The organism is Pseudomonas sp. (assembly GCF_035512415.1).
Taxonomy (GTDB): Bacteria; Pseudomonadota; Gammaproteobacteria; order Pseudomonadales; family Pseudomonadaceae; genus Aquipseudomonas.
Genome location: NZ_DATKDZ010000038.1, coordinates 74175 through 100985, shown reverse-complemented (window position 1 = coordinate 100985; position 26811 = coordinate 74175). Strand labels below are relative to the sequence as shown.

Here is a 26811-nt window from a genome sequence, read left to right as displayed (position 1 = left end):
ACGCTGCCCGGAAAACCAGAAACCTTGCGCAAGGCCTTTAGACTGGGGCTTTTCGATAGTAGGCGCGTTAATTGCTTTATCTATGGGTTAATCGTCTTTTCTGTCTGCTCATATTTATGGGTGGCTGTCAATATCCTCGCGTTGCCCGTCCGGGCCTTTTGTAATTACTTGTCGCATTGAAGAAATATCGACTTTCGAGCTGTCGCTAGAATGCCGCTCACCCGGCTGGAGCCGCTTGTGGTCTGCAGGTAACGCAGCTTTGCGGCGACTCACTACAATTTATGCATGGCTGGATGCTTGCTCTTCACTCACTGCCAACCGATGCCATTCCCATTCGAAGGAGTCACAAAATGAAGAAGATTGCACTTCTCGGCGCACTGGCGCTGTCCATGCTGTCGCCACTGGCCATGGCTGAAGAGGCCAAGCCTCTGCGTATCGGTATCGAAGCGGCTTACCCACCGTTCGCGTTCAAGACTCCGGAAGGCAACATCAGCGGCTTCGACTACGACATCGGCGTCGCCCTGTGCGAAGAGATGAAAGTGGAATGCAAATGGATCGAGCAGGAATTCGACGGCCTGATCCCAGCCCTGAAAGTACGCAAGTTCGACGCCGTGCTGTCGTCCATGAGCATCACCGAAGACCGTTTGAAGTCGGTCGACTTCTCCAAGAAGTACTACCACACCCCTGGCAAGCTGGCGATGAAGGCCGGCACTGTGATCAACGATCCGCTGGTTGACCTCAAGGGCAAGAAAGTCGGTGTGCAGCGTTCGTCGATCTACGACCGTCATGCCAGCGATGAGTTTGAGCCGGCTGGCGTTGAAGTCGTGCGTTACAGCTCGCAGAACGAAGCCTTCCTCGATCTGGCCTCCGGCCGTCTGGACGCAACCCTGGCCGACGTAGTCAATATCGACGAAGGCTTCCTCAAGACCGACGCCGGCAAAGACTTCGTCCTGGTAGGCCCGGACTTCACCCAAGAGAAGTACTACGGCCATGGTGCCGGTATCGCCGTGCGTAAGGGCGACAAGGAACTGGCTGACAAGATCAGCGCTGCCATCGACGCCATTCGCGCCAACGGCAAGTATCAGGAGCTGCAGGACAAGTATTTCGACTTCAACGTCTACGGCGACTGATCGCCTTCACTGAGGGTGGCGCAGGCCTGCAGCCTGTAGGTCTGCGCCACCTTTTGTGACCACCCTCCGTGGTGGTCACCCTTCAGGCCGTCGCGGGGCGACGTCAAAAATTGCTCCCGGTAATTTTTTGTTGTGCTTCCTGGCGCCGCCTGGCGCTTGTATGAGGTAACCAGAGCATGCTGAACGGCTACGGCTCGACCATTCTCGACGGTGCATGGCTCACCCTGACCCTAGCCCTGACTTCCATGGCGGTGGCGATTTTTCTCGGCCTGCTGGGCGCGGCCTTTCGTTTGTCGCCGATCAAGTGGCTGGCGCTGCTGGGGGAAACCTACGCCACGGTGATCCGTGGGGTGCCCGATCTGGTGCTGATCCTGCTGATCTTCTACGGCGGCCAGGACATCGTGAACCGTGTCGCGCCGCTGCTCGGTTATGACGACTATATCGATATCAACCCCTTTATTGCCGGCGTGTTCACCATGGGCTTTATCTTTGGTGCCTACCTGTCGGAGACCTTCCGCGGGGCCTTTATGGCCATCCCCAAAGGTCAGGCCGAGGCCGGTGCGGCTTACGGCATGAGTGGCATGCAGGTGTTCTTCCGCATCCTGGTGCCGCAGATGATCCGCTTCGCCATTCCCGGTTTCACCAACAACTGGTTGGTGCTGACCAAGGCCACCGCGCTGATTTCGGTGGTGGGGCTGCAGGACATGATGTTCAAGGCGAAAAGCGCGGCCGATGCCACTCGCGAGCCTTTTACCTTCTACCTGGCGGTCGCGGCGCTGTATCTGGTGCTGACCAGCGTGTCGTTGCTGGCGCTGCGTTTCCTGGAAAAACGTTACTCGGTCGGCATCAAAGCCGCCGATCTCTGACAGGGGAATGCCACGATGATTTTTGATTTCTCGGTGATCTGGGACAACCTGCCGCTGTACTTCGGTGGCGTGATGGTGACCCTGCAGATCCTCCTGATTGCTCTGGCCGGCGGTCTGGCGCTGGCCATTCCCCTGGGCCTGATGCGCGTCTCCAAGTCGCCCTGGGTGAACTTCCCAGCCTGGCTCTACACCTATGTGATCCGCGGCACGCCGATGCTGGTGCAGCTGTTTCTGATCTATTACGGCCTGGCCCAGTTCGAAGCGGTGCGCGAAAGCTTTATGTGGCCCTACCTGTCCAGCGCCACCTTCTGCGCCTGCCTGGCCTTCGCCATCAACACCAGTGCCTACTCGGCGGAGATCCTCGCCGGCAGCCTCAAAGCCACGCCCCACGGCGAGATCGAGGCGGCCAAGGCCATGGGCATGTCGCGCTTCAAACTGTACCGGCGCATCCTCCTGCCTTCGGCGCTGCGCCGGGCGCTGCCGCAGTACAGCAACGAAGTGATCATGATGCTGCACACTACGTCGCTGGCCTCCATCGTTACCCTGATCGACATCACCGGTGCGGCGCGCACGGTCAGTTCGCGCTTCTATATGCCCTTCGAAGCCTTTATCACCGCCGGCCTGTTCTACCTCTTCCTGACCTTTATCCTGGTGCGCCTGTTCAAGTTGGCCGAGCGTCGCTGGCTGGCCTACCTGGCCCCACGCAAGGCCTGAGGAGACTCCCATGCAACGGATCGATCACCTACTGCCCTGGAGCTGCCCGGGCACAGAACGCCACTTGAGCGTATTCCGTTTCGGCAGCGGCCCGTGCAAAGCCTATATCCAGGCCTCCCTGCACGCCGATGAGCTGCCGGGCATGCGTGTGGCGGTGGAGCTCAAGCGTCGTTTGCGCGAGCTGGAAGCCCAGGGTCGCCTGACCGGGGTGATCGAGCTGGTACCGCTGGCCAACCCTATTGGCCTCGGGCAGATGCTCCAGGCCAGCCACCAGGGGCGTTTCGAACTGGCCAGCGGGAAGAATTTCAACCGCGACTTCTTCGCCCTGGCCGAGGCCATTGCGCCGGCCCTCGAAGGTTGCCTGGGGCCGGACGGGCCGACCAATGTACGGCTGATTCGCACCGCCATGTTGGCCGCCCTGGATGCCTTGCCGCCGGCCGCATCGGAGTTGCAGGGCCTGCAGCATCTGCTGCTCAGGCATGCCTGCGACGCCGATCTGGTACTCGACCTGCACTGTGATTTCGATGCCGTGGTGCACCTCTATCTGTTGCCGCAGCAGTGGCCACAACTGCGCTCCCTGGCTGCGCGCCTGCAGGCCGAGGCGGTGCTGACCATGGAGGATTCCGGCGGCGGTTCATTCGACGAGAACTGCGCACTGCCCTGGTTGCACCTGAGCCGCCGCTTTCCCGAAGCCGCCATTCCCCTGGCCTGCCTGGCGGTGACGGTGGAGCTGGGCGGCATGGCCGACACCGAACGGCCGCGGGCCGAGGCCAGTGCCGAGCAGATCCTCGCCTGTCTTGCCGAGCAGGGCCTGATTGCCGGCGACTGGCCGAGCGCCCCCGAGCCCTGCTGCGAGGCCACCCCGTTCGCGGGCACGCAGTACGCCTACGCCCCCCACGCCGGGGTGGTGAGTTTTCTGCAACCAGTGGGGGCGCGGGTCAAGCTCGGCGATCCGCTGTTCGAAGTAATCGATCCGCTGGATGATCGCCACAGCATCGTCTGTGCCGCCACCGACGGTGTGCTCTATGCCCGTGAACGGATGCGCTTTGCCCAGCCCGGTCTGTGGCTGGCCAAGGTCGCCGGCCGTACCCCTATTCGCCAGGGTCGCTTGCTCAGCGACTGATTCAAGAGAGTGGAAACCATGTACAAACTCGAAGTTCAGGATCTGCACAAGCGTTACGGCACCCACGAAGTTCTCAAGGGCGTGTCCCTGGCGGCCAAGGCCGGCGATGTGATCAGCATCATCGGCTCCAGCGGCTCGGGCAAGAGCACCTTTCTACGCTGCATCAACATGCTCGAGCAGCCCTATGGCGGCAAGATCCTGCTCAACGGCGAGGAGCTGAAACTGGTGGCCAACAAGGACGGCGCGCTCAAGGCCGCCGACCCCAAGCAGCTGCAGCGCATGCGCTCGCGCCTGGCCATGGTGTTTCAGCACTTCAACCTGTGGTCGCATATGAGCGCCCTGGAAAACGTCATGGAAGCGCCGGTGCACGTGCTCGGCATGAGCAAGAAGGAAGCCCTGGAAAAGGCCGAGCACTACCTGAATAAGGTCGGCGTGGCCCACCGCAAGGACGCCTATCCCGCGCATATGAGTGGCGGCGAGCAGCAGCGCGTGGCGATTGCCCGCGCCCTGGCCATGGAACCTGAGGTGATGCTGTTCGACGAACCCACCTCGGCGCTCGACCCGGAGCTGGTCGGCGAGGTGCTGAAAGTCATGCAGGACCTGGCCCAGGAAGGTCGCACCATGGTCGTGGTGACCCACGAAATGGGTTTTGCCCGCGAGGTGTCCAACCAGCTGGTATTCCTCCACAAGGGCGTGGTGGAAGAGCGAGGCTGCCCACGCGAAGTGCTGGCCAATCCGCAATCCGAGCGTTTGCAGCAGTTTCTCTCTGGCAGCCTGAAGTAACCGACGGCAACATCTGTACGCATCCGAGCTATGCCCATAATCGCCAACAGAGCCTAAACTGCCCCCCATGAATGCCCACCGAATTGGCTTCCTGCTTTGGCCCTCGACCAAGCCCCTGACCCTGGCCTTGGCCGAAGAAGCGCTGCGCGTCGCCCAGCGCGTCCACCCCGAGGTGGTCTACGAACTGGTGTTCCTCCAGGCCGAAGCGCCGGGCGAGGGTGCCTGGCGACTGCCGGGCGAACTCTGGGCGGGCAAGCTTGAGGGTTGCCAGAAGCTCTTTCTGCTCGCCGACGAGCCGCCCACTGCCATGGCTCCGGCGCTGTCCGGCGCGCTCAAGCAGCTGGTACGCGCTGGCTGCGTGATTGGCGGCATCTCCGCCGGGGTCTACCCGCTGGCGCAACTGGGTCTGCTCGATGGCTATCGCGCTTCGGTGCACTGGCGCTGGCAGGACGATTTTGCCGAGCGCTTCCCCAAGGTGATCGCCACCAGCCATCTGTTCGACTGGGACCGCGACCGCTTGACTGCCTGTGGCGGCATGGCCGTGCTCGACCTGCTGCTGGCCTTGCTGGCTCGCGACCATGGGGCCGAACTGGCCGGCGCGGTCAGCGAGGAACTGGTGGTTGAACGCATCCGCGAAGGCGGCGAACGCCAGCGCATTCCGTTGCAGAACCGTCTGGGCTCCAGCCACCCCAAGCTGACCCAGGCCGTGCTGCTGATGGAAGCCAATATCGAGGAACCGCTGACCACCGACGAAATCGCCCAGCATGTGTGCGTATCGCGGCGTCAGCTGGAGCGCATCTTCAAGCAGTACCTCAACCGCGTACCCAGCCAGTACTACCTGGAACTGCGGCTGAACAAGGCGCGCCAGCTGCTGATGCAAACCAGCAAGTCGATCATCCAGATCGGCCTGTCCTGCGGCTTCTCCTCCGGCCCGCACTTCTCCAGCGCCTACCGCAACTTCTTCGGTGCCACCCCGCGGGAAGACCGCAACCAGCGGCGCAGCAATAGCCCCTTCGAACTGACCTCGACGCCGCCGACCGAACGCGCCTGAGCCGCAGGCGGCAGAGGCCGCCCGCGCCACCTTGAATCGGCCCGATTCTGGCGCTATGTTGCAGTGCTCTCGGCTGGCCCGCGCTCGCGGTGCCCAATGGCGTCAACTTTGGAAGATAGGCTGTATGGATACTGACTCGACGGGAACCCTGGCGCGCCTTCTGCTGGCCCTTGTTCTGGGCCTGGCTGCACCTGTGCTGCGGGCCGAAACGCTGATCGCCATCGACAATGCCAACCCACCCTTTATGTACCAGCAGGACGGCCAGGCCAAAGGCCTGTATCCCCTGGTGCTACAGGCCGTGTTCGCTCGCGCCAAGCAGCCGGTAGCTATCCAGGCGATGCCGTGGAAGCGCGCGCTGAGGCGCAGCGAGAACGCCGAAGTGGGCGTGGGCGGCATCTACAAGACCAGCCGGCGTATGGCGCTGTATGACTATTCGCAGCCCATCTTCGAAGAAAAACTTATCGTCTATGTGCATCGGGACAAGGCATTCCGCTTCACCCAGGTCAGCGACCTGCACGGCAAACGAATCGGCGTGATCCGCGGCTGGAGTTACACCGAAGCCCTCGACGAAGCGATCAGGAATGGCCGCATCAAGGTGACTGAAAGCAGCTCGGATAAGGCAAATTTCAAGATGCTCGCCTCCGGCAGGCTGGATGCGGTAATTGCCATCGAACTGGCCGGCCAGGGGATTATCCAGCAGCTGCAGATCCGCCAGATACTGGCCCTGGCACCGCCCCTGAGCATCAACCCGACCTATCTGGTATTCGCCAAACAGGCCCGGCAGCAGGCGCTGTTGCAGCGCTTCGACCAGATCCTGCTGGAGATGCGTGCGGACGGCTCGCTGGACAAGCTGGTGCAGCAGGCCGTAGGCAGCGAATAGCCGTCTTAAACCGAGTTGCTCGGTGCCTGCGCGCCTTGCTGGAGCCGCCAGCTACGCGCCAGCCAGCGCCAGGTAATCCAGCCGGCAGCGGCCAGATAGACCAGTCCCCCAGGCACCCACATCAATAGTCCCGCCAGTTGCTGATCGGCAAGGTCGCGTTCGGCTCCATAGAAGGAGCTGTTGCCGAATGTCAGCAGGGCACCGAGCAGGCCGGTATGCATCAGTGTCAGCAGTATCGCCAGCAGCGCCTGTGGTACCTGCCGGGGCGGTGCGCGCAGGCAGGCCCACCAGAACAGCCAGGCGCTGAACAGGAAGCTGGCGTGTTCGAGCATATGCCACCAGAGATTCTCCAGGGCCAGGATATACAGGCTGGGCGTGTGCCAGATCCAGATCAGCGCGCCGTGCAGCATGGCCAGCGGCACGGGGTAACGACCGGCCCGCAATACGCCGCGCCATAGCGGTTGCAGCAGCGGCCCGCACACTGCGCGCCATTGCGGCAAGGGTCTGGCCAGTGCCCAGAGCGGGGCGATTACCAGCATAAACAGCATGTGCTGAAGCATATGCCAGCTGGTGCTGGTCTCGGCCCAGTCGTCCAGGGGGCCGAACACGGCGAACACGGCGATCAACATGGCCAGGTGCAGCCACAGCGCTTCCAGGCCGTGGGGCCGTACCCGTCGTGCACCGAAGCCATAAAGCACCCAGGCCGCGCCCAGAAGCAGAGCGCTCAGGAGCAGCGGTAGGCGCTGGCTGAGCGGGTTCTCCACCAGGCTGTGGGCTGTTGCCGTTTGCGCCGACAGCAACAGGCCGATGGTCGCTATTACACGCATGGCGGCAGGCTTAGAATCGGCAGCGCGATAAACAGGGTGGCCAGCGCGGCCACCGCGTAGGTGCTGGCGGCGACCAGGGCGACGAAGCGCTCATGGCCTGGCTGGCGCATCGGTTTGCCGGCGCGCCAGCACCAGAGGGCCAGGGCGGCGAGCGCTGCAGCAGTGAGCAGGGCGCTGACGCCAAGCAGGGCATTGAGCCAGTTCCATGGCCCATGCTGAGGTTCGGGCGGGGCGAGCGAACAGGCCACGGACAGGCCGCCGTAGAGGGCGACGAACCATAGACTCCAGAACACCAGGCCGAGTGGGATATGGCCGGGGTGATAGGGCGAGCGCAGGCCTTTCATTAGCTGCCTCCCCAGGTGCTTGGGAACAGAGCCAGGGCGAAGTAACTGCTCCAGAGCACGCCGAGGTTGTAGTACCAGAGCTGACCGACCACCAGAGGTTCATAAGGCGCGTGGGCACCGACATAGCCGTAGTGCACGCGCAGGGCCTGCAGGGCGCTGAGAACGGCCGCCAGGGCGCAGTGCAGCAGGTTGTAGACCAGCATCACCACGATCACCGCGTCGTGGGCGGTGGCGCGCGGGGCCAGCTCGCCGCCGAGCAGGGTCCACAGCAGCAGGCCGGTCTGGCCCAGGCCCAGGCCGGCCACCAGGGCCAGATGGCCACGCAAGTTGCGTGCATCGCCGCGGCGTAAACGCTTGATCGCGCGCGCCTGCCACCAGGTCGCCAGGCTTAGCAACAGGGCGCTGGCCAGCAGCAACCAGTGGTTGAACGGCATGTGCTCCGGCACCTGCCAGTTCGGCGCTACCGTCCATAGATAGAACCAGCCGAATAGCAGCGCCAGGTAGAGCGCGCCGTTGGCCAGCAGGGTCACGCCCATGCCCCATAAGCCGGGGCCATCCAGGGTGCGCGAGTGCAGCGGCGGCTCGCCGGGTTGCACGCGGGCATCCGGGGCGGCGGCGGGGTGGGTGCCGTTCTCCCAGCTCCAGCGCAGCAGCACCATGACGGCGGCGACACAGCCCACGGCGGCTAGCCAGTAGACCTTGAGCAGCAGGCTGATGCACAGCACGGCGATAAACAGCGCGGCGATCAGCGGCAACCAGCTATTGCCGGGCAGGTGGATGATCTCGCGCACCTTGCCGGTCAGCGGGTCGGTGCCCCAGGTTTCGCGTCGGCCATGGTCGATCACCCCTAGGGCGTGTTCGCCACGGGCGATGCTGTGCGGCAGCTCGGGGTTATCCCAGAGTGGATGACGGCTGTGAATCTCTGGCAGGCTGACAAAGTTGTAGGCGCTGGGCGGCAGGCTGGTGGCCCACTCCAGGGTGTCGGCGTGCCATGGATTGGCCTTGGCCGGTTGGCCGAAGCGAAAGTGCAGGATGATATCCAGCAGCAGGGTGGCGATGCCGATGGCCATGATAAAGCTGCCCACCGAGGAGATCAGGTTGGGTATGTCCCAGCCCAGGCCGCTCTGGTAGGTGTAGATGCGCCGCGGCATGCCCATCAGGCCGGTCCAGTGCATGATCAGAAAGGTGATGTTGAAGCCGATAAATACCAGCCAGAAGCCCCACTTGCCCAGGCGCACCGAGGGCATGCGCCCGGAGAAGTGCGGCAGCCAGTAATAGATGCCGGCCATCATCGGAAAGAACATGCCGCCGACCAGCACATAGTGCATATGGGCGACCACAAAATGGGTGTCGTGCACCTGCCAGTCGAACGGCACCAGCGCCAGCATCACCCCGGTCAGCCCGCCGCAGACGAACACAATGAGAAAACCCACCAGCCACAGCATCGGCACGTGGTACACCGGTTTGCCCTGCCACAGGGTCGCCAGCCAGGCGAATACCTGCACCCCAGTGGGGATCGCCACCAGCATGCTGGCCGCGGAAAAGAACAGCTGAGCCAGCTGCGGGATGCCCACGGTGAACATGTGGTGCACCCACAGGCCAAAGCTGATAAAGCCGGTGGTCAGCACGCCCAGCACCACCCAGCGGTAACCCACCAGCGGGCGCTGGCAGAACACCGGCAACAGGGTCGAGACGATGCCCGCCGCGGGCAGGAAGATGATGTACACCTCGGGGTGGCCGAACAGCCAGAACAGGTGCTGCCAGAGGATCGGATCACCGCCGCGGGCGACCTCGAAGAACGGCATACCGGCGGCGCGTTCCAGCTCGAGCAGAATCGAGCCGAGGATCAGCGGCGGAAAGCCGACCACGATCATCATCGCCATCACCAGGATGTACCAGGCGTAGATCGGCATCTTGTGCAGGGCCATGCCGACGGCGCGGGTGCGCAGAATCGACACCACCAGCTCGACCCCGGCGCTGACCGCGGAGATCTCCACAAAGGTGATGCCGATCAGCCAGAAGTCCGAGTTGGGCCCCGGCGTATGGGCGGCGCTGGACAGCGGCGTGTACATAAACCAGCCGGCCTTGGGCGCGAGGTCGAGAAACAGGCTGGAGATCAGGATAAGGCCGCCGAACAGGTAGCAGTAATAACCGAACGCGGACAGCCGCGGGAACACCAGGTCGCGGGCACCGATCATCTTCGGGATCAGGTAGACCGCCATGCCCTCCATCATCGGCACGGCAAACAGGAACATCATCACCGTGCCGTGCATGGTGAACACCTGGTTGTAGACGTCCGGGGCCATAAGCTCATGGTTCGGCAGCGCCAACTGGGTGCGGATCAGCATCGCCAGCAGGCCGCCGAAGAGAAAGAAAACCGCCCCGGTGACCATAAAGCGCAGGCCGATGGTGGTGTGGTTGACGATGGTCAGGGCGCGCCAACCCCGGGGGTTGCCCCATACCGCATTGAACTGGTCGTGCTGCTGACTGGGTTCGGTGGCGGGCATATCGTTGTGGCTGCTCATGGTTCGAGACCTTCCAGCCAGGTGGCGATGGTTTGCAGGTGGGTGGGGTCGATATCGTCATGCAGCGGCATGGCATTGCCGGGTTTCAAGCGCTGGTGCTCGCGCAGCCAGGTGAGGATCGCACCGGGCTCATTGGTCAGCACGCCGCTGCCCAGGGTCGGCCGCGACCCCAGGTCAGACAGATCTGGCGCGCGCTGGCCGTCGCTGACCCCGGCGACGCGGTGGCAGGTGCCGCAGCGGGCGACAAAGGTTTCCCCTGCGTCAGCAGGTGGCGCGGTGATTTGCTGTGATTGGCGGGCGCTAAGCCAGGCGGCGAAGTCGTCTTCGCTATGGGACTGCACATGCAAAATCATATGGCTGTGCTGGGTGCCGCAGAACTCCGAGCACTGCCCGCGATAGATACCGGGCTGGTCGGCTTGCAGACGGATCTGGTTGTCCCGGCCGGGGATCATGTCGATCTTGCCGCCCAGGCGCGGCACCCAGAACGAATGGATCACATCGGCGCTGCTGACCTGTAAGTCCACCGGGCGGCCGGCTGGAATATGCAACTGGTTGGCGGTAACCACGCCGCTCTCCGGGTAGCGCACTTCCCACCACCACTGATGGCCGGTGATCTCGATGCGCAGGGGCTGCTCGCCCAGCAGCGGCAACGGCAGCATGCGCTGGCCGATGGGCACACCGAAGACCAGCAGGACGATAATGCTCAGCCCGGGCAGCAGGATGCCGCCGCCGATTATCCAGCGCAGCGTGATTCGCTTGGCCTGCTCGGGTGTGGTTTGTCGCGGCGTGCGGCGCATGGCGTAAATCCACAGCGCGCTGACCACCAGCAGCACCAGGCCGGCAAAACCGCACATCAGCCACCACAGCAGCGCCACCTCGCGGGCCATGGGCCCGGCCGGGTCGAGCGCCGATTGCGGCCCGCTGCAGGCAGAAAGAATGGGAACTGCCAGGGTCAGCACGGTCAACTGCATAGAGGCGCTGCGCCGCGAGCACAGCGCCGCCGCTTTTTTGATCCACTTGAGGAGTTTTTGATGGCCGCCGAACACCAGCCCATTGTCAGCCGTGCCGCCATTGCCGGGCACCCGCTGCACCCGATGATGATCCACTTTCCGGTGGCGGCGCTGCTTGGCCTGGTCGCCAGCGACCTGGCCTACCTGTGGAGCGGCGACTTGTTCTGGCTGCGCGCTAGCATCTGGCTGGCGGGTATCGGTTCCCTGGGTGGTTGGCTGGCGAGCCTGGCCGGCCTGGTCGACTTGCTCACGGTCGAGCGTATCCGCCTGAAAATCACCGCCTGGTGTCACGCCATCATCGCCGTGATGATGCTCTCGCTGGCCACCCTCAACTGGTTGCTGCGCTACCAGGGGGTCGAAGGCATGCAGCTGTGGTGCCTGTACCTGTCGCTGCTGACCGCAGGCTTGATCGCCCTGGCTGCTTATCTGGGCGGGCGACTGGTCTATGAGCAAGCGGTGGGCGTGGAGGTGAAGCTCTGAATTTGCTGATTCGGCGCTGGGGCAGGGGGTATCCATAGGGTGTTTCGCTTCCTTGTTCAGAATGCCGGCTTGGCCAGGACCAGCCAGAGCGTGGCGGCGATCAGCGCGACTGTCAGCGCCGCTATGCCCAGGCACTGGCGGCCGATGGCCAGCTCCGGGGTGCGCTCGATACGCAGAACCAGCACGCCGCACAACGCATGGCACAACACCATGCCGGCCACGGCGCTGAGCTTGAGAATCAGCCAGGGATCGAACACCGACTCGCGCACAAACAACAGCGTGCCCGTGCCTATCGCCAGCAATGCCGCCGGCGTGGCGATCAGGGTGAAAACCATGCGCGTCAGATGGGCGTGATCGCGATAGAACAACGCCTCACTGCTGCGCGTGCCGGCGGCAATCAGCGCAGGCAGGTAGAGCAAGGCACCGCACCAACAGATCAAGGCAGTGAAATGCAGCAGTTTGAGTAGTGGCATAGCTGCCCTCCATTGCCGGCCGCGGATGCGGACCTTCAGGTCTGGATAACCTGTCCTTTGACTGTGACTGCCAAAGGGACGCAGGGGTTCGAGTGGATTTCTGCCGGGGCTGGAGAAGGCGCGGATCGGGCGCGAAGTGCGGCGGGCAGAAGCCCGGATGAAATCCGGGGACGGTGTCCAAGGCAAGACCGCTCCCGGATTTTATCCGGGCTACAAAAAGCGCTATGGCCCGTCAGCAGGGCGATGCGCTTGGGCAGGGGCCGGCGCTGCATGGCCGGGCCAGGGTAAAACCGCCGAGAGGGTTGGTTTGCTTCAGTCTGTGTCCGTTGACGGTTTTTGGGGTGGCGATGCGAGCGGGTAAAGGGCGTGGCCGCAGCGGCTGCAGAAGGCTGAAGCCTGTTCGTGGTGGGATTTTTTGCAGCTCGGGCAGGTGTGCTCGAGCTCGCCTTCGGCACGCATGGCTGCGGCCAGTTCGGCGGTGAAGATGCCGGTGGGTACGGCGATGATCGAGTAACCGGTGATCATCACCAGGGTCGACAGCGCCTGGCCCAGTGGAGTTTTCGGCACGATGTCGCCGAAACCGACGGTGGTCAGGGTGACCACCGCCCAGTAGATGCCCTTGGGGATGCTGGTAAAGCCGTGCGCCGGGCCTTCAATCACGTACATCAGGGTGCCGAATACCGTAACCATGGTGGCGATGCAGGCGAAGAACACGATGATCTTCTGCTTGCTGCCGCGCAGCGCGGTGAGCAGAAAGTTGGCCTGGCGCAGGTAGGGGCTGAGTTTGAGCACACGGAACACCCGCAGCATGCGGATCACCCGGATGATCAGCAGGTACTGCGCATCGGCGTAGAGCAGGGCGAGGATGCCCGGCAGGATCGCCAGCAGGTCAATCAGGCCGAAGAAGCTAAAGGCATAGCGCAGCGGTTTCGGCGAGCAGTACAGGCGCACCACGTATTCGATGGCAAACAGCGCGGTAAAGCCCCATTCAATCCCCGCCAGCAGCGGTGCGTACTGGCTGTGCACGCTGTCGATGCTGTCGAGCATTACCACCACCAGACTGGCCATGATGGCCAGCAGCAGGTAACGGTCGAAGCGCTGCCCGGCAGGCGTGTCGGTGTGGAAGATGATGCTGTACAGGTTTTGCCGCGTGTTCATGGTGTTCTGGTTGCTCCGTATGCGCTGTTCGCTGATCGTGCGAACAGGCGGGCAGCCTAGCAGGTTGTTGAAAGCGTAGGCGAGGCAGGCAAGACAAGGCAAAAACAGGCGAGGAAGTGGAGTTTACAAGCTGTAAATGAGCATTCCGAGCCTGTTTTTAACGCAGTATTGTCAACGTAGGTAGTTTTCAACCACCTGCTAGGGAGTTTTATCGTGGTTATGCAAGCCTTTGCCTTTATTAGGCGGCAGTGGTGTGCAGTCGGCCGCGGCTTTGCGCAGTAGCCGCTGGGTGGCACTGACCAGCCAGCAGGTGAGGATAAACGGCATGGTCAGTGCCGGCAGACCCAGTGCGCTAAAGCCTGGTTGCAGCACCAGCGCCAGGGCGATACCGAGGGCCGGTAACCAGGGGCGGCGATGCACCTGGCTGAGGGCGATGGCCGCGAGGGCGGCGTTGTAGCCATACAGGCCGGTCAGCGCACTGTGTTGCGGCAAGCCCTGATACAGCGCCAGAGCCAACCCGCCGGTGGAACCCAGCAGCGCCCAGCAAGCGGCGCGACGATCGGCCAGCAACAGGCCGAGCAGCAGGCAAACGCCGGCCAACGGCTGATCGAGAAAGATCACCTGACCCAACCCACGTGCCATGGCGATCAGGCTGGCCCACCAGTCGAGCGGCTGCGCCTGGCTGGGGATGGCCAGCGCTAATTCAAGCTGCAGAGCCGGTGCCAGCCACAACAGCAGCCAGCTCAAGCCGACAAAGGGGAAGGTAAAGGCGGGCAACCATTGGCGCTCGCGCATGCGCTGCATCCAGGCGGCCAGCAGCAGGCTGGAAGCCCCGGAGCTGACGATGATCAGCAGCGGCAGCAACGCCGACCAGGCGAAGTGCAGGCTGATCAGCATGCCCAGCAGAACCCCGTTGTAGCCATATAGGCCGAGCTCGATATCGGCTTTGGCATAGCCGCGGTGTTGCGCCGTCAGCGTGCTGCCAAGACAACCGAGCAGAGCGCCGCCGAGCAGCTGCGGCGCGCCGATGGCAATCGCCAAAAGCACCAGCAAACCGCAGCCAGGATGGGCTTGTAGAAATATCTGGCTAAAGCCGTTAAGCAGGGCGCGAGAGCCTTGCAAGGCCTGAGGGGCGAGCGGGAGTGGCGACATACAAACGAACCTGAGTAGACGATTACCAGGGCCATAAAAAGAGGCACCCACCGCGGGAACAGTGGGTGCCTACAAAACTGGCAAAGCCAGCGTGGGATAGTGCTGTAGGGTGGATGACGCTTTTTTCATCCACCATCGCGGTTGGTGGATGGGTGAAGCGTCATCCACCCTACGAGTTTGCACTCAGCTTCAGTGCAGAATTTCGATACGCAGGCTGTTGGTGCTGCCCGGTTGGCCGAACGGCTCGCCGGCGGTAATCACCACGGTGTCGCCGGTTTTCGCCAGCCCGGCGGAGCGGGCGGTTTCCAGGGCGGTGCGGGTGACTTCCTCAACCTTGTGCAGGCGCTCGTTGACTACCGAGTACACGCCCCAGGCCACGCTTAGACGTCGCGCGGTATCCAGGCTCGGCGTCAGACTGAGGATCGGCGCTTTCGGCCGCTCGCGTGAGGCGCGCAGGCTGGAGTTGCCCGACTCTGTGTAGTTGACCAGCACGGCCACCGGCAGGATGGTGCTGATGCGACGGATCGCGCAGCTGATTGCATCCGATGCAGTGGCTTCGGCCTGTGGGCGGCTGACGTCGAGCTGAGCCTGGAAGTCCGGGCCGTTTTCCACCTGGCGAATGATCTTGCTCATCATCTGCACAGCTTCCAGCGGGTAGTCGCCGGAAGCGGTTTCCGCCGAGAGCATCACCGCATCGGCGCCTTCGGCCACGGCGTTGGCCACGTCGGTGACCTCGGCGCGAGTCGGCGCAGGGGAGAAACGCATGGATTCGAGCATCTGCGTGGCCACCACCACCGGCTTACCGAGCTGGCGGCAGGTGCGAATGATGTCCTTCTGGATGCGCGGCACGTTCTCGGCTGGCACTTCCACGCCCAGGTCGCCGCGGGCAACCATGATTGCGTCGCACAGTTTGGTGATCTCTTCCAGGTGAATCACCGCAGACGGCTTCTCGATCTTGGCCATCAGGAAGGCGCGATCACCGATCAGCTGACGGGCTTCGATAATGTCTTCTGGGCGCTGCACGAACGACAGCGCGACCCAGTCCACACCCAACTCCAGACCGAAGCTCAGGTCGCGGCGGTCTTTCTCGGTCAGTGGGCTCAGTTGCAGCACGGCTTCCGGCACGTTGACGCCCTTGCGGTCGGACAACTCGCCACCTGCGATCACTTCGGTGATTACCGCATCGCTGTGCTTGGCGGTGACCTGCAGGCGCAGGCGGCCATCGTCGAGCAGCAGGCTCATGCCTGGTTGCAGCGCTTCAATGATTTCCGGGTGCGGCAGGTTGACCCGGTTGACGTCGCCAGGGGTGCTGTCGAGGTCCAGGCGCAGGGTCTGGCCGCGTTGCAGGTTGACCTTGCCTTCGGCGAAACGGCCGACGCGCAGCTTCGGCCCTTGCAGGTCCATGAGGATGCCAATCGGGGTGTTCAGCTGCCGCTCGACTTCACGCACCCAGTCGAAGCGCTGAGCGTGATCGGCGTGTTCGCCGTGGCTGAAGTTAAGGCGGAACAGGTTGACCCCGGCTTCCACCAGCTGGCGTATGTCGTCGATGGTTTTGATCGCTGGGCCAAGGGTGGCGAGGATTTTTACTTTCTTGTCGGCGTTCATTTTTCAGGGTTCTCAAGAATGAGGATGGCGCGAAAATCGTTAACGTTGGTACGTGTCGGCCCGGTGACGATCAGTTGATCGAGGGCGGCGAAGTAGCCGTAGCCGTTGTTGTTATCCAGCTCATCGCTGCTGCTCAGGCCCAGGGCGTGGGCACGGGCATAGCTGTCGGGGGTCATGATGGCCCCGGCGTTGTCTTCCGAGCCGTCGATGCCGTCGGTGTCACCGGCCAGGGCGTAGACCCCAGGCAGGCCCTTGAGGCTGTCGGTGAGGCTGAGGAGGAATTCGGCGTTGCGCCCGCCACGGCCATTGCCGCGTACGGTCACGGTGGTTTCACCGCCGGAGAGAATCACGCAAGGCGCTTTGACCGGCTGGCCATGCAGGCGCACCTGTTTGGCGATACCGGCGTGCACCTTGGCGACTTCTCGCGATTCGCCTTCCAGATCACCGAGGATCAGCGTCGGCAAGCCGGCGGCGCGCGCCTTGGCGGCAGCGGCGTCGAGGGATTGCTGCGGACGGGCGATCAGCTGGAAGTGGCTGCGGGCTAGGCACGGGTCGCCCGGTTTGACGGTTTCCGAGGCCGGGTTCTGCAGCCAGGCGCGTACGTTGGCCGGGATCTCGATGTTGTAGCGGGCGAGGATCGCCAGGGCTTCGGCGGACGTGGTCGGGTCGGCCACGGTTGGGCCGGAGGCGATCACTGTGGCTTCATCGCCCGGCACATCGGAAATCGCATAGGTGTAGACGCTGGCCGGCCAGCTGGCCTTGGCCAGGCGGCCGCCCTTGATTGCGGAAAGGTGCTTGCGCACGCAGTTCATTTCGCCAATCGAGGCACCGGACTTGAGCAGGGCTTTGTTGATCGCTTGTTTGTCTTTCAGGCTGATGCCCTCGGCGGGCAGGGCGAGCAGGGAAGAGCCGCCGCCGGACAGCAGAAAGATCACCCGGTCGGATTCGGTCAGGTTGCTGACCAGTTCCAGCACGCGGCGCGCCACGCGCTCACCGGCGTCATCCGGCACCGGATGGGCGGCTTCGACTACTTCGATTTTTTTGCAGTTGGCACCGTGTTCGTAACGGGTGACCACCAGGCCGGAGACTTCGCCTTGCCATTCCTGCTCGATCACTTCGGCCATGGCTGCGGCGGCCTTGCCGGCACCGATCACGATGACGCGGCCGCTGCGATCTTCCGGCAGGTAGTCAGCCAGAACCTGGCGCGGGTGGGCGGCGTCGATGGCGCTGGCGAACAGCTCGCGCAGCAGGGATGTTGGATTGAAAGACGGATCGATGGACATGGCGATCTCTCTTGTTATGGCTTGATCAACTTCGATTCTAGTGCGCAACGTCCTTCGCAAAGACGCTGCGCGCTAGAATCGACCCACCCGGCAGGCAGGCCGTGACACCGCCTGCCGGGCAGATCGAAAGGGTTGTGTAGGATGGGTTGAGCCTGCGATACCCATCAGGGATCGATATCTCACGCGATGGGTATCCCTACGCTCCACCTACGCGGCCCGACCCATCCTACGGTGCTACTTACTCACCACGGATATTGAAGTTGGCCATATGTTCCAGGCCTTTGATCAACGCTGAGTGGTCCCAGTTGCTGCCACCGATGGCCGCACAGGTGCTGAACACTTGCTGGGCGTTGGCGGTGTTGGGCAGGTTAAGGCCCAGTTCGCGTGCGCCGGCCAGTGCCAGGTTGAGGTCCTTCTGGTGCAGGCTGATGCGGAAGCCCGGATCGAAGGTGCCCTTGATCATGCGCTCGCCGTGCACTTCGAGGATTTTCGAGCCGGCGAAGCCGCCCATCAGCGCTTCACGCACCTTGGCTGGATCGGCACCGTTCTTCGCGGCGAACAGCAGGGCTTCAGCCACTGCCTGGATGTTCAGAGCAACGATGATCTGGTTGGCGACCTTGGCAGTCTGACCGTCACCGTTACCGCCAACGCGGGTGATGTTCTTGCCCATAGCCTGGAACAGCGGCAGGGCGCGTTCGAAGGCATTCGGGCAGCCGCCGATCATGATCGACAGGGTGGCAGCCTTGGCGCCCACTTCACCGCCGGATACCGGCGCGTCGAGGTAGGCAGCGCCAGTGGCTTTGATCTTCTCGGCGAAGACCTTGGTAGCGGTAGGGGAGATCGAGCTCATGTCGATGACCACTTTGCCGGCGCCAACGCCTTCGGCGATGCCGTCCTTGCGGAACAGAACGTCTTCAACCTGCGGCGTATCCGGCACCATGATGATGATGAACTCAGCTTCCTGCGCCACTTCGCGCGGGTTGGCCAGGCCGATGCCGTTGTCACCCAGCAGGTCGGCCGGAGCCTTGTCGAAGTGCTCGGAGAAGAACAGGGTGTGCCCGGCTTTCTGCAGGTTCTGCGCCATAGGCTTGCCCATGATGCCGGTGCCGATAAATCCGATTTTTGCCATGAGAATATGCCTCTCTATATTTGTCAGTCTTAATGCTCGGGGCGACGCAGACCTTGTGGGAGCGGGCTTGCCCGCGAATGCAGTGGTGCTTTCACTGCCGCTTTCGCGGGCAAGCCCGCTCCTACAGGTTCGGTGTCAGGTCCAGAGTCAGTGATCAGATTGCGTTATGCGCTTTCATCCAGCCGAGGCCGGCAGCGGTGGTGGTTGCCGGCTTGTATTCACAGCCGATCCAGCCCTGGTAGCCGATGCGATCCAGGTGCTCGAAGAGGAAGCGGTAGTTGATCTCGCCAGTGCCCGGCTCGTTGCGGCCCGGGTTGTCGGCGAGCTGCACGTGGTTGATCACGGCCAGGTTGCTTTCCACGGTGCGGGCCAGATCGCCTTCCATGATTTGCATGTGATAGATGTCGTATTGCAGGTACAGGTTGCTGCTGGCGACCTTGTCGCGAATGGCCAGCGCCTGCTTGGTGGTGTTCAGATAGAAGCCCGGGATGTCTCGGGTGTTGATCATTTCCATGACCAGCTTGATGCCGGCGGCTTCAAGCTTGCCGGCGGCAAACTTGAGGTTGTCGACAAAGGTCTGCTCGACGGTGGCGCAATCCAGACCTTGCGGACGGATACCGGCCAGGCAGTTGATCTGCTTGTTGCCCAATACCTTGGCGTAGGCGATGGCCTGGTCGACACCGGCGCGGAACTCTTCAACGCGGTCGGGGTGGCAAGCGATACCGCGCTCGCCCTTGGCCCAATCGCCGGCTGGCAGGTTGAACAGCACCTGCTCAAGACGGTTGGCATCCAGGCGCGCCTTGATCACTTCGGCAGCGAAGTCATAAGGGAACAGGTATTCGACACCGCTGAAGCCTGCGGTGGCGGCGGCGTCGAAACGGTCCAGAAAGTCCACTTCGGTGAACAGCATGGACAGGTTGGCGGCAAAACGGGGCATAAAGCATTCCTCGGTTGCGTAGGGTGGAAAACCGCGCAGCGTTTTCCACCGTGGAGTTGGTGGATGTGCTTCGCGACATCCACCCTACAGTTGCATCAGTCCAGCAGTGAGATCGCAGTCGGGGCGTCGGCACCGCGTTCGGCGAGTTCTTCGAACTCGTTGACCGCGTTGATTTCCACACCCATGGAGATGTTGGTGACACGCTCCAGGATGATTTCGACCATGACCGGTACGCGGAACTCTTCCATCAGCGCCTTGGCCTTGGCCAATGCCGCCTGGATGTCGTTCGGCTCGAATACCCGCACGGCTTTACAGCCCAGGCCTTCCACCACGGCAACGTGGTCGACGCCATAACCGTTGATCTCAGGTGCGTTGATGTTCTCGAAGGCCAACTGCACGCAGTAGTCCATCTCGAAACCGCGCTGCGACTGACGAATCAGACCCAGGTAGGAGTTGTTCACCACCACGTGGATATACGGCAGGTTGAACTGCGCGCCCACGGCCAGTTCTTCGATCATGAACTGGAAGTCATAGTCGCCCGACAGCGCCACGACGTTGCGGGTCGGATCAGCCTTGACCACACCCAGCGCTGCTGGAATGGTCCAGCCGAGCGGGCCGGCCTGGCCACAGTTGATCCAGTGACGCGGCTTGTAAACGTGGAGGAACTGCGCGCCGGCAATCTGCGACAGACCGATGGTGCTGACGTAGCAGGTGTCCTTGCCGAAGAACTCGTTCATCTCTTCGTAGACGCGCTGCGGCTTGACCGGCACGTTGTCGAAGTGGGTCTTGCGCTGCAGGGTGCGCTTACGCTCGCGGCAGGATTCAACCCAGGCGCTGCGGTCTTTCAGCTTGCCAGCGGTTTTCCACTCGCGGGCCACTTCGATAAAGGCGTCCAGGGCTGCCCCGGCGTCGGAAACGATGCCCAGGTCCGGGTTGAACACGCGGCCAATCTGCGTCGGTTCGATGTCGACGTGAATGAACTTGCGGCCTTCGGTGTACACATCGATGCTGCCGGTGTGGCGGTTGGCCCAACGGTTACCGATACCGAATACCAGATCGGATTCCAGCAGGGTGGCGTTGCCGTAGCGGTGCGACGTTTGCAGGCCGACCATGCCAACCATCAGCTTGTGGTCATCCGGAATCGCGCCCCAGCCCATCAGGGTTGGCACAACCGGTACGCCGGTCAGTTCAGCGAACTCGACCAGCTTGTCGGCTGCATCGGCGTTGAAGATACCGCCGCCGGCAACCAGCAACGGACGCTCGGCGTCATTCAGCATGGCCAGGGCTTTTTCAGCCTGCACGCGGTTTGCCGCCGGCTTGGCCAGTGGCAGAGGCTCGTAGGCGTCGATATCGAATTCGATCTCGGCCATCTGCACGTCGAACGGCAGGTCGATCAGCACCGGGCCTGGACGGCCGCTGCGCATTTCATAGAAGGCTTTCTGGAAGGCGCGTGGCACTTGGCCCGGCTCCATTACCGTGGTCGCCCACTTGGTCACCGGCTTGACGATGCTGGTGATGTCGACGGCCTGGAAGTCTTCCTTGTGCATACGGGCACGCGGCGCTTGGCCGGTGATGCACAGAATCGGGATGGAGTCGGCGGATGCCGAGTACAGGCCGGTCACCATGTCGGTGCCAGCCGGGCCGGAGGTGCCGATGCACACGCCGATATTGCCGGCGTTGGTGCGGGTGTAACCCTCAGCCATGTGCGAGGCACCTTCGACGTGGCGAGCCAGGACGTGGTCGATACCGCCAACTTTCTTCAGTGCAGCGTACAGGGGGTTGATGGCGGCGCCGGGGATGCCGAACGCAGTGTCAACGCCTTCGCGGCGCATCACCAGTACGGCGGCCTCGATTGCTCTCATTTTGGCCATTGTCTTGTGCCTCGTTTGTTATCAGATTGTATACAAAACAGCTGGCTTGGATTCTATTCATGGGCTGACCTGTTGGTCAACCGCTTTTCTTGCCTGGCTTGCCCGTGGGTAAAATCTTTTAAAACGCCCGTTTTAGCTGGGGTGCCTGAGTTGCTGCGGAATGCAGATAGCAATACTGTATACAAACTATGTTTGTATTGTATTCGTCTATTGAGTTTTTTGTTTCTGGTGGGATAGTGGTGTTGAGCTTTGGATTGCCCGTCAGCTGTCAATCGCCCTGTAGGCGCTGTGGTTCCGGGTGTTTCGTAGGATTTATCAGCATCGAGGAAGACCCAACATGAGTACGTTGAATCTGCAAATCGCTACCACCATTAGTAACCGCGCCCTGGCTGTCGGCCGGGAAATCTCTGCAGCACCACTGACCGTGGCCGTGCTGGATGCCGGCGGGCACCTGATCAGCCTGCAGCGTGAAGACGGTGCCAGCCTGCTGCGTCCGCAAATCGCCATCGGCAAGGCCTGGGGCGCATTGGCACTGGGCAAGGGCTCGCGCCTGATCGCCGCCGACGCACAACAGCGCCCGGCGTTTATTGGCGCGGTAAACAACCTGGCAGACGGTCAGCTGGTGCCGGCACCGGGTGGTGTGCTGATTCGTGATGAGCGCGGCGAGGTGATAGGCGCTGTGGGCATCACTGGCGATACCTCGGATATCGATGAGCAGTGCGCGGTGAGCGCTGTGGAGTCGGTGGGGCTGAAGCCGGACGCAGGTATCGCTGCCTGATAGTGCGCGGCTTGTGGGAGGGGCTTTCGGCTCTGGCATCCTGCTTCGCCCTACCTCCTGCATCCATGCAGTCGTAGCCGCGATAACTGCGATTAAAAGCTCGCCGCTAAAGTGCCTCCCACAGCTCTGCTGTATGTGAAATCGCAATAAAAAACGGTGAATGCTTTGCGGCATTCACCGTTTTTTATTGATTGCCGCTTTAAGCCAAGGGCCAGGACGGATAACCAGGCTTACGCGCGGGTGACCTGCTCGGAGGCGGCGGGCTGGGTTTCGTCGATCTCGCAGCCCTTGATCACCAGGCGGATGATGGTTTGCGCGGCGGCTTCGTAATCGGCCTCGTCCAGGCTGGCCTTGCCGGTGACGGTGGAGATCTGCCAGTCGAAGTCGGCGTAGGTCTGGGTCGCGGCCCAGATGCTGAACAGCAGGTGGTGCGCATCAATCCTGGCCATCAGGCCCTGATCGACCCAGCGCTGGATGCAGGAAATATTGTGTTTGGCCTGGGCGTTGAGCTGTTCGGTCTGCTCGGCGGAGAGGTGCGGCGCGCCATGCATAATTTCGCTGGCAAATACCTTGGAGGCGAAGGGCAGTTCGCGGGAGATGCGGATCTTCGAGCGGATATAGGCCTTGAGCACTTCGGCTGGCTGGCCGGGCTGGTTGAACGGCGCGGAGGCTTCCAGCAGCGGTTCGATAATGCTTTCCAGCACCTCACGGTAGAGGTTCTCTTTCGACTTGAAGTAGTAATAGACGTTGGGCTTGGGGACGCCGGCCTTGGCGGCGATGTCGCTGGTCTTGCTGGCGGCAAAACCCTTGTCGGCGAACTCTTCACTGGCTGCGCGCAAAATCAGCTCTTTGTTGCGCTCGCGAATACTGGTCATAAGCCCCTGTGCTTCCGTATACCACCCGGCGCTGGGCGGCGGTCGGGCATGGTAGCACCGGCTTTGCGCGGGGCTCAAGCCGACGGGCGGCGGCCTGCAGCGATTGCCTGACCCGTAGGTCAGGTATTTGTATACAAGGTTTGGGTTTTCTGTTTTTATTTGAACCCATGCTTTCATAACAAAAAGTCTCGGCTCACTGAGCCCAGGAGACATGCTGTGCACGACACTCAGCTAGTTGACCCTTTCGGGCGGCGCATCACCTACCTACGGCTGTCGGTTACCGACCGCTGCGATTTCCGCTGCACCTACTGCATGAGTGAGGACATGGTGTTCGCCCCGCGCGAGCAGATCCTTACCCTTGAAGAGCTTTATGCGGTGGCCGATGCCTTTATCGGCCTGGGGGTCAGACGCATCCGCATCACCGGTGGCGAACCGCTGGTACGCAAGAACCTGCTGAGTTTGCTAACCCGCCTGGGCCAGCGACCGGAGCTGGACGACCTAGCCATCACCAGCAACGGCTCGCAGCTTCACGAGATGGCCGGCGCACTGTGTGCCGCTGGGGTCAAACGCCTGAATATCAGCCTGGATTCGCTCAAGCGCGAACGCTTTGCCGCCTTTACCCGGCGCGACAAGCTCGACCAAGTGCTGGCCGGCATCGAGGTGGCGCGAGCCGCGGGCTTCGCCAGAATCAAGCTCAACACCGTGGTGCAGAAAGGCCGCAACGACGATGAAGTGCTCGACCTGGTCGAGTTCGCCATGGCCCGCGGCCTGGACATCAGCTTTATCGAAGAAATGCCGTTGGGCAGTATTTCCAGCCATCAGCGCGAGCAGACCTTCTGCTCCAGCGACGAGGTACGCGAGCGCATCGAACAGCGCTATGCCCTGGTGCGCAGCAGCAAGCAGACCGGTGGCCCGTCGCGCTACTGGCAAGTGGTCGGCAGCGATACCCAGGTTGGTTTTATTTCGCCCCACAGCCACAACTTCTGCGGTGACTGTAACCGCGTGCGGGTCACCGCCGAGGGCAAGCTGGTGCTCTGCCTGGGCCATGAAAATGCCCTGGATCTGAAAGGTCTGATGCGTGCCCACCCCGGCGATAGCCAGTGCCTGCGTGAAGCCTTGATGCAAGCCTTGCAACTGAAACCCGAACGTCACCACTTCGAGGCCGATGCACAGGTTCAGGTGGTGCGCTTTATGAGCATGACCGGCGGCTAGCGCCGAACTGCTTTCCACCGCCTTGGCGGTTCCATTTATTTCAACACCACGATTAAACAGGAGGTTTTCTGTGAAGCCCTCGCACGTCTGCAGTTTGTTCGCCCTTGTCTGTTCCAGCGCGGTTAGCGCGCAAAGTTATGTGATCGGTGTAGAGAAACTGGCCTTTACGCCGCACTACAGCATCGATGCGCAAGGCCAGTACCAGGGCTTTGCCCGTGAGCTGTTCGACCTGTTCGCACAGACCAGCGGGGTGGAGCTGAGCTACAAGGTGCTGCCTGTTGAGCAGCTGTTGCCCGCGTTGCTTAGCGGCCAGGTGGATTTCAAATACCCCGATAGCGAAAGCTGGGCGCAGGAGCAGAAGGCCGGCAAGACCCTGAGCTACAGCCAGGGCGTGGTCGATTACGTGGATGGCATGCTGGTCGCGCCGCAGCGCCAGGGCCAGCCCATGGAGCAGCTCAAGCGGCTGGCCATGGTCAACGGCTGGACGCCCCGGGGTTATCAGGAGCGCATCGACGCCGGGCAGATCGAGTTGACCTACAGCGATGATCTACGCCAGATGATTCGCCAGGCCCTGCGCAAGGACACCGACGGGGCCTACTTTAATGTGGTGGTGGCCACCCATTATCTGGACAACATCCGTGCGCGGCCGGGGGCTCTGGTATTCGATCCTGAGTTGCCGCACAACCGTGGCAGCTTCCATCTCTCGACCTTGAAACACCCTGGTTTGCTGGAGCGCTTCGATCGCTTTCTGGTCGAGCAGCACGCCAAGGTGGCCGAGCTGAAGGCGCGCTACCAGGTCGAAGCCAATCTGGATTCCGAGCACATCGGCCTGGAGCAATGGAAGGTGGATTTTCTCAAGCGTCAGCAAAGCAAGGACGCCAACGGCGGTTAGGCGAAAGCCCCGCCCTGATACCGCCGCTGCCGGCTATTCAGTGGCGGCATCAGCTTCTGTGTGCCCGCCCTGCGGGGCCGTAGGCGTGGGGCCGATATTCAAGATCCACAAGGCTTATCGAGCGGCGTCAAATTTGTCCATTGGGCAGTTTCCTTGAACTTTCGCGCAAACAGGGCACTCCACTTTTCCGAGTGGTCGGGTATGTGCCTGGCCGGTTAGATGGATCAAAACGAGGAAATCGAAATGGATAACAAAGACGTAACTTCAGTACTCAATGATTTGATCGAAACCAGCAAAGACGGCGAAAAAGGTTTTCAGGAGTGCGCCGAAAATATCAAAACCGTTCAGCTCAAGACTCTGTTCAATCAACGTGCGCAAGAATGCGCGATGGCTGCCAGCGATCTTCAACAACTGGTACGCGGCCTGGGTGGCGAGCCGGAAACCACGTCCAGTTTTGCGGGTGATTTGCATCGCCGCTGGGTGGATTTGAAAGCCATGGTCACCGGTAAAGACGACGAAGCCATTCTCAACGAGTGTGAGCGTGGTGAGGATGTGGCGCTGAAGGAGTACCGCGAGGCGTTGGAAAAGCCTCTGCCGGCCTCCATCCGTATGGTGGTTGAAAAGCAGTTGCAGGGTGTGCAGCGCAACCACGATCAGATTAAATCCCTGCGCAACCTGGCTCGTGCCAGCTAAGTCTGATGCAGGGTGACCCGGTGTTTGGCCGGGTCCATGACAAAGGGGATAACGCAGTGCGTTATCCCCTTTTTCTTTCCAGCGCGAAGCCCAGCAAGGATGCCCGGCGTTAGGCGTTAGAAGTGGTACTTCACCAGTGCTTGCACGGCCGTCTGGTCGAAGCCACTGGTCGAGCCGTCGATGGGTTTGATGCCGTACTTGTTGTGCCACATGTTTACTTCGGTACCGACATAGAGCTTGCCTTCGTCGCCAAACAGCGACTTGCCGGCGTCCCACTTGACCTGGATCGAGGAGCCGACCGAGGTCTGGGTGCCGGCGTCTTTGGATGGCGCGCGCCAGTCGATAAAACCGTCGACGACAAAGCTCTGCTCGCCGATGGCGAAGGGGTAGGCCGCACTCACCGTCAGCTGGTAGGTGTGGCCGTTGCCTTTGCCCGACGCCTTGAAGTCATGGTCGAAGAAGATGTGGTTGTTGACCTTGACCGCGTACAGGTTGGCGTTGAGGTATTTGAAGCCCGGCGCGTTCCAGGCCGTGCCGATGCCGTACAGGTAGTTTTCGGTACCCGGGCCGCCGTTGCCGTGTTCGAAGGTAAAGGCGGCGTATACATCTTTCAGCGGGCCGGCTGAGAGGTCCTGGCCGGTCAGCCAGCTGAGGCTGACGCGCGGCGAGAATTCCATATAGTAGAAGCTGTCCTTTTCCCGAACCTTGAGGTTGGCGAAGTTGCTGCCGCGGGCTTGCTGGTTGTCGGCCTTTATATAGTCGGCGAAGTAGAACAGGTCGCCCCATTTCCAGCCGCTGGCATGCTCGAAGGTGAAGGTGGTTTGCGAGCGCTGTTCGCCTTCATTGAAGTTGAGGCGCTGGAAGTTGCTGCCGTACAGGTAGGACAGGCTGTTGTCCTGCCAGTAGAGCATGTCGCCAGCGACGGCACCTTGGGCAACGAGCAGGCCGGCCGAAAGGGCGAGGCCGTGGGGCAGATGATTAAGCTTCATCGGGTCTTCCTTATTTTTAGGACTTACAAGG

At 62.0% G+C, this 26811-nt stretch carries 26 protein-coding genes; 12 read left to right on the top strand and 14 right to left on the bottom strand.

Annotated features, from left to right (window positions below; all coding sequences use genetic code 11):
• Window positions 1-350: 350 nt before the first annotated feature.
• The 7 genes from VMP31_RS17590 to VMP31_RS17560 all read left to right on the top strand — a co-directional run bounded on the left by VMP31_RS17590 (window position 351) and on the right by VMP31_RS17560 (window position 6547).
• Window positions 351-1130: an ABC transporter substrate-binding protein gene (locus tag VMP31_RS17590; RefSeq protein WP_325509000.1), complete on the top strand. Its 780-nt coding sequence runs from the start codon at window positions 351-353 to the stop codon at window positions 1128-1130.
• Between the two features lie 176 nt (window positions 1131-1306).
• Entirely contained in the window at window positions 1307-1996 is a 690-nt protein-coding gene (locus VMP31_RS17585) for an ABC transporter permease (RefSeq protein ID WP_325508999.1), read from the top strand.
• A 15-nt stretch (window positions 1997-2011) separates the two neighbouring features.
• The gene (locus VMP31_RS17580) at window positions 2012-2710 is read left to right on the top strand and encodes an ABC transporter permease (protein ID WP_325508998.1); all 699 of its coding nucleotides are present in this window, start codon (window positions 2012-2014) and stop codon (window positions 2708-2710) included.
• 10 nt (window positions 2711-2720) lie between these two features.
• Window positions 2721-3833: a succinylglutamate desuccinylase/aspartoacylase family protein gene (locus VMP31_RS17575; RefSeq protein ID WP_325508997.1), complete on the top strand. Its 1113-nt coding sequence runs from the start codon at window positions 2721-2723 to the stop codon at window positions 3831-3833.
• 18 nt (window positions 3834-3851) lie between these two features.
• Window positions 3852-4616, top strand: a complete 765-nt coding sequence (locus tag VMP31_RS17570) for an ABC transporter ATP-binding protein (RefSeq protein WP_325508996.1) — start codon at window positions 3852-3854, stop codon at window positions 4614-4616.
• Between the two features lie 67 nt (window positions 4617-4683).
• Complete coding sequence (gene argR / locus VMP31_RS17565) at window positions 4684-5667, top strand: transcriptional regulator ArgR (protein ID WP_325508995.1); 984 nt, start codon at window positions 4684-4686, stop codon at window positions 5665-5667.
• Window positions 5668-5791: 124 nt separating this feature from the next.
• Entirely contained in the window at window positions 5792-6547 is a 756-nt protein-coding gene (locus tag VMP31_RS17560) for a transporter substrate-binding domain-containing protein (RefSeq protein WP_325508994.1), read from the top strand.
• 5 nt (window positions 6548-6552) lie between these two features.
• On the opposite strand, the gene VMP31_RS17555 is transcribed toward VMP31_RS17560, so the two are convergent.
• From VMP31_RS17555 to coxB, 4 genes are read right to left on the bottom strand one after another with little or no spacing between them, the layout of a single operon-like run.
• Window positions 6553-7374, bottom strand: coding sequence for a cytochrome c oxidase assembly protein (locus VMP31_RS17555; protein ID WP_325508993.1), 822 nt, complete (start codon window positions 7372-7374; stop codon window positions 6553-6555).
• A complete protein-coding gene (locus tag VMP31_RS17550) occupies window positions 7365-7718 on the bottom strand; it encodes a hypothetical protein (protein ID WP_325508992.1) in 354 nt (117 codons plus the stop codon). The genes VMP31_RS17555 and VMP31_RS17550 overlap by 10 nt, the downstream gene beginning before the upstream one ends.
• Complete coding sequence (gene ctaD / locus VMP31_RS17545) at window positions 7718-10243, bottom strand: cytochrome c oxidase subunit I (protein ID WP_325508991.1); 2526 nt, start codon at window positions 10241-10243, stop codon at window positions 7718-7720. The genes VMP31_RS17550 and ctaD overlap by 1 nt, the downstream gene beginning before the upstream one ends.
• A complete protein-coding gene (coxB, locus tag VMP31_RS17540; protein WP_325509465.1) occupies window positions 10240-11130 on the bottom strand; it encodes a cytochrome c oxidase subunit II in 891 nt (296 codons plus the stop codon). Before coxB ends, ctaD begins: the two co-directional genes overlap by 4 nt.
• Window positions 11131-11274: 144 nt before the next feature.
• Between coxB and VMP31_RS17535 the strand changes: the two genes are divergently transcribed.
• The gene (locus VMP31_RS17535; RefSeq protein ID WP_325508990.1) at window positions 11275-11733 is read left to right on the top strand and encodes a DUF2231 domain-containing protein; all 459 of its coding nucleotides are present in this window, start codon (window positions 11275-11277) and stop codon (window positions 11731-11733) included.
• A gap of 56 nt (window positions 11734-11789) precedes the next feature.
• Here the strand turns inward: VMP31_RS17535 and VMP31_RS17530 are convergent, their stop codons facing one another.
• The 8 genes from VMP31_RS17530 to gcl all read right to left on the bottom strand — a co-directional run bounded on the left by VMP31_RS17530 (window position 11790) and on the right by gcl (window position 21341).
• Window positions 11790-12206, bottom strand: coding sequence for a CopD family protein (locus tag VMP31_RS17530; RefSeq protein ID WP_325508989.1), 417 nt, complete (start codon window positions 12204-12206; stop codon window positions 11790-11792).
• A 312-nt stretch (window positions 12207-12518) separates the two neighbouring features.
• Window positions 12519-13364 carry an ion transporter gene (locus tag VMP31_RS17525; protein WP_325508988.1) on the bottom strand — a complete coding sequence of 282 codons (846 nt, stop codon included), beginning with the start codon at window positions 13362-13364 and terminating at the stop codon, window positions 12519-12521.
• A 198-nt stretch (window positions 13365-13562) separates the two neighbouring features.
• Window positions 13563-14516: an urea transporter gene (locus tag VMP31_RS17520; RefSeq protein WP_325508987.1), complete on the bottom strand. Its 954-nt coding sequence runs from the start codon at window positions 14514-14516 to the stop codon at window positions 13563-13565.
• A 189-nt stretch (window positions 14517-14705) separates the two neighbouring features.
• Window positions 14706-16121 (bottom strand): pyruvate kinase, encoded by a 1416-nt coding sequence (pyk, locus tag VMP31_RS17515; RefSeq protein ID WP_325508986.1) that lies wholly within the window; start codon window positions 16119-16121, stop codon window positions 14706-14708.
• Window positions 16118-17404: a glycerate kinase gene (locus VMP31_RS17510; RefSeq protein WP_325508985.1), complete on the bottom strand. Its 1287-nt coding sequence runs from the start codon at window positions 17402-17404 to the stop codon at window positions 16118-16120. Before VMP31_RS17510 ends, pyk begins: the two co-directional genes overlap by 4 nt.
• Window positions 17405-17642: 238 nt before the next feature.
• Window positions 17643-18533, bottom strand: coding sequence for a 2-hydroxy-3-oxopropionate reductase (locus VMP31_RS17505; RefSeq protein ID WP_325508984.1), 891 nt, complete (start codon window positions 18531-18533; stop codon window positions 17643-17645).
• Window positions 18534-18687: 154 nt separating this feature from the next.
• Entirely contained in the window at window positions 18688-19470 is a 783-nt protein-coding gene (gene hyi, locus VMP31_RS17500) for a hydroxypyruvate isomerase (RefSeq protein WP_325508983.1), read from the bottom strand.
• A 95-nt stretch (window positions 19471-19565) separates the two neighbouring features.
• Window positions 19566-21341, bottom strand: a complete 1776-nt coding sequence (gene gcl, locus VMP31_RS17495) for a glyoxylate carboligase (protein WP_325508982.1) — start codon at window positions 21339-21341, stop codon at window positions 19566-19568.
• A 337-nt stretch (window positions 21342-21678) separates the two neighbouring features.
• Here gcl and VMP31_RS17490 point away from each other — a divergent pair, with 337 nt between their 5' ends.
• The gene (locus VMP31_RS17490) at window positions 21679-22119 is read left to right on the top strand and encodes a GlcG/HbpS family heme-binding protein (protein ID WP_090386575.1); all 441 of its coding nucleotides are present in this window, start codon (window positions 21679-21681) and stop codon (window positions 22117-22119) included.
• Between the two features lie 230 nt (window positions 22120-22349).
• On the opposite strand, the gene VMP31_RS17485 is transcribed toward VMP31_RS17490, so the two are convergent.
• Window positions 22350-22994, bottom strand: coding sequence for a TetR/AcrR family transcriptional regulator (locus VMP31_RS17485; protein ID WP_325508981.1), 645 nt, complete (start codon window positions 22992-22994; stop codon window positions 22350-22352).
• 216 nt (window positions 22995-23210) lie between these two features.
• On the opposite strand from VMP31_RS17485, the gene moaA reads away from it, so the two are divergent.
• From moaA to VMP31_RS17470, 3 genes are all read left to right on the top strand, one after another.
• Window positions 23211-24206 (top strand): GTP 3',8-cyclase MoaA, encoded by a 996-nt coding sequence (moaA, locus tag VMP31_RS17480; RefSeq protein WP_325508980.1) that lies wholly within the window; start codon window positions 23211-23213, stop codon window positions 24204-24206.
• A gap of 70 nt (window positions 24207-24276) precedes the next feature.
• Window positions 24277-25098 (top strand): transporter substrate-binding domain-containing protein, encoded by an 822-nt coding sequence (locus VMP31_RS17475; RefSeq protein ID WP_325508979.1) that lies wholly within the window; start codon window positions 24277-24279, stop codon window positions 25096-25098.
• 243 nt (window positions 25099-25341) lie between these two features.
• Entirely contained in the window at window positions 25342-25791 is a 450-nt protein-coding gene (locus tag VMP31_RS17470) for a PA2169 family four-helix-bundle protein (protein WP_325508978.1), read from the top strand.
• A gap of 116 nt (window positions 25792-25907) precedes the next feature.
• On the opposite strand, the gene VMP31_RS17465 is transcribed toward VMP31_RS17470, so the two are convergent.
• Complete coding sequence (locus tag VMP31_RS17465; RefSeq protein WP_325508977.1) at window positions 25908-26780, bottom strand: outer membrane protein OmpK; 873 nt, start codon at window positions 26778-26780, stop codon at window positions 25908-25910.
• Between the last annotated feature and the right edge of the window lie 31 nt (window positions 26781-26811).

Coding starts and splice junctions, on each gene's coding strand:
- VMP31_RS17590 (WP_325509000.1), top strand. CDS start 351: ATGAAGAAGATTGCACTTCTCGGCGCACTGGCGCTGTCCATGCTGTCG.
- VMP31_RS17585 (WP_325508999.1), top strand. CDS start 1,307: ATGCTGAACGGCTACGGCTCGACCATTCTCGACGGTGCATGGCTCACC.
- VMP31_RS17580 (WP_325508998.1), top strand. CDS start 2,012: ATGATTTTTGATTTCTCGGTGATCTGGGACAACCTGCCGCTGTACTTC.
- VMP31_RS17575 (WP_325508997.1), top strand. CDS start 2,721: ATGCAACGGATCGATCACCTACTGCCCTGGAGCTGCCCGGGCACAGAA.
- VMP31_RS17570 (WP_325508996.1), top strand. CDS start 3,852: ATGTACAAACTCGAAGTTCAGGATCTGCACAAGCGTTACGGCACCCAC.
- argR (WP_325508995.1), top strand. CDS start 4,684: ATGAATGCCCACCGAATTGGCTTCCTGCTTTGGCCCTCGACCAAGCCC.
- VMP31_RS17560 (WP_325508994.1), top strand. CDS start 5,792: ATGGATACTGACTCGACGGGAACCCTGGCGCGCCTTCTGCTGGCCCTT.
- VMP31_RS17555 (WP_325508993.1), bottom strand. CDS start 7,374: ATGCGTGTAATAGCGACCATCGGCCTGTTGCTGTCGGCGCAAACGGCA.
- VMP31_RS17550 (WP_325508992.1), bottom strand. CDS start 7,718: ATGAAAGGCCTGCGCTCGCCCTATCACCCCGGCCATATCCCACTCGGC.
- ctaD (WP_325508991.1), bottom strand. CDS start 10,243: ATGAGCAGCCACAACGATATGCCCGCCACCGAACCCAGTCAGCAGCAC.
- coxB (WP_325509465.1), bottom strand. CDS start 11,130: ATGGCCCGCGAGGTGGCGCTGCTGTGGTGGCTGATGTGCGGTTTTGCC.
- VMP31_RS17535 (WP_325508990.1), top strand. CDS start 11,275: ATGGCCGCCGAACACCAGCCCATTGTCAGCCGTGCCGCCATTGCCGGG.
- VMP31_RS17530 (WP_325508989.1), bottom strand. CDS start 12,206: ATGCCACTACTCAAACTGCTGCATTTCACTGCCTTGATCTGTTGGTGC.
- VMP31_RS17525 (WP_325508988.1), bottom strand. CDS start 13,364: ATGAACACGCGGCAAAACCTGTACAGCATCATCTTCCACACCGACACG.
- VMP31_RS17520 (WP_325508987.1), bottom strand. CDS start 14,516: ATGTCGCCACTCCCGCTCGCCCCTCAGGCCTTGCAAGGCTCTCGCGCC.
- pyk (WP_325508986.1), bottom strand. CDS start 16,121: ATGAACGCCGACAAGAAAGTAAAAATCCTCGCCACCCTTGGCCCAGCG.
- VMP31_RS17510 (WP_325508985.1), bottom strand. CDS start 17,404: ATGTCCATCGATCCGTCTTTCAATCCAACATCCCTGCTGCGCGAGCTG.
- VMP31_RS17505 (WP_325508984.1), bottom strand. CDS start 18,533: ATGGCAAAAATCGGATTTATCGGCACCGGCATCATGGGCAAGCCTATG.
- hyi (WP_325508983.1), bottom strand. CDS start 19,470: ATGCCCCGTTTTGCCGCCAACCTGTCCATGCTGTTCACCGAAGTGGAC.
- gcl (WP_325508982.1), bottom strand. CDS start 21,341: ATGGCCAAAATGAGAGCAATCGAGGCCGCCGTACTGGTGATGCGCCGC.
- VMP31_RS17490 (WP_090386575.1), top strand. CDS start 21,679: ATGAGTACGTTGAATCTGCAAATCGCTACCACCATTAGTAACCGCGCC.
- VMP31_RS17485 (WP_325508981.1), bottom strand. CDS start 22,994: ATGACCAGTATTCGCGAGCGCAACAAAGAGCTGATTTTGCGCGCAGCC.
- VMP31_RS17470 (WP_325508978.1), top strand. CDS start 25,342: ATGGATAACAAAGACGTAACTTCAGTACTCAATGATTTGATCGAAACC.
- VMP31_RS17465 (WP_325508977.1), bottom strand. CDS start 26,780: ATGAAGCTTAATCATCTGCCCCACGGCCTCGCCCTTTCGGCCGGCCTG.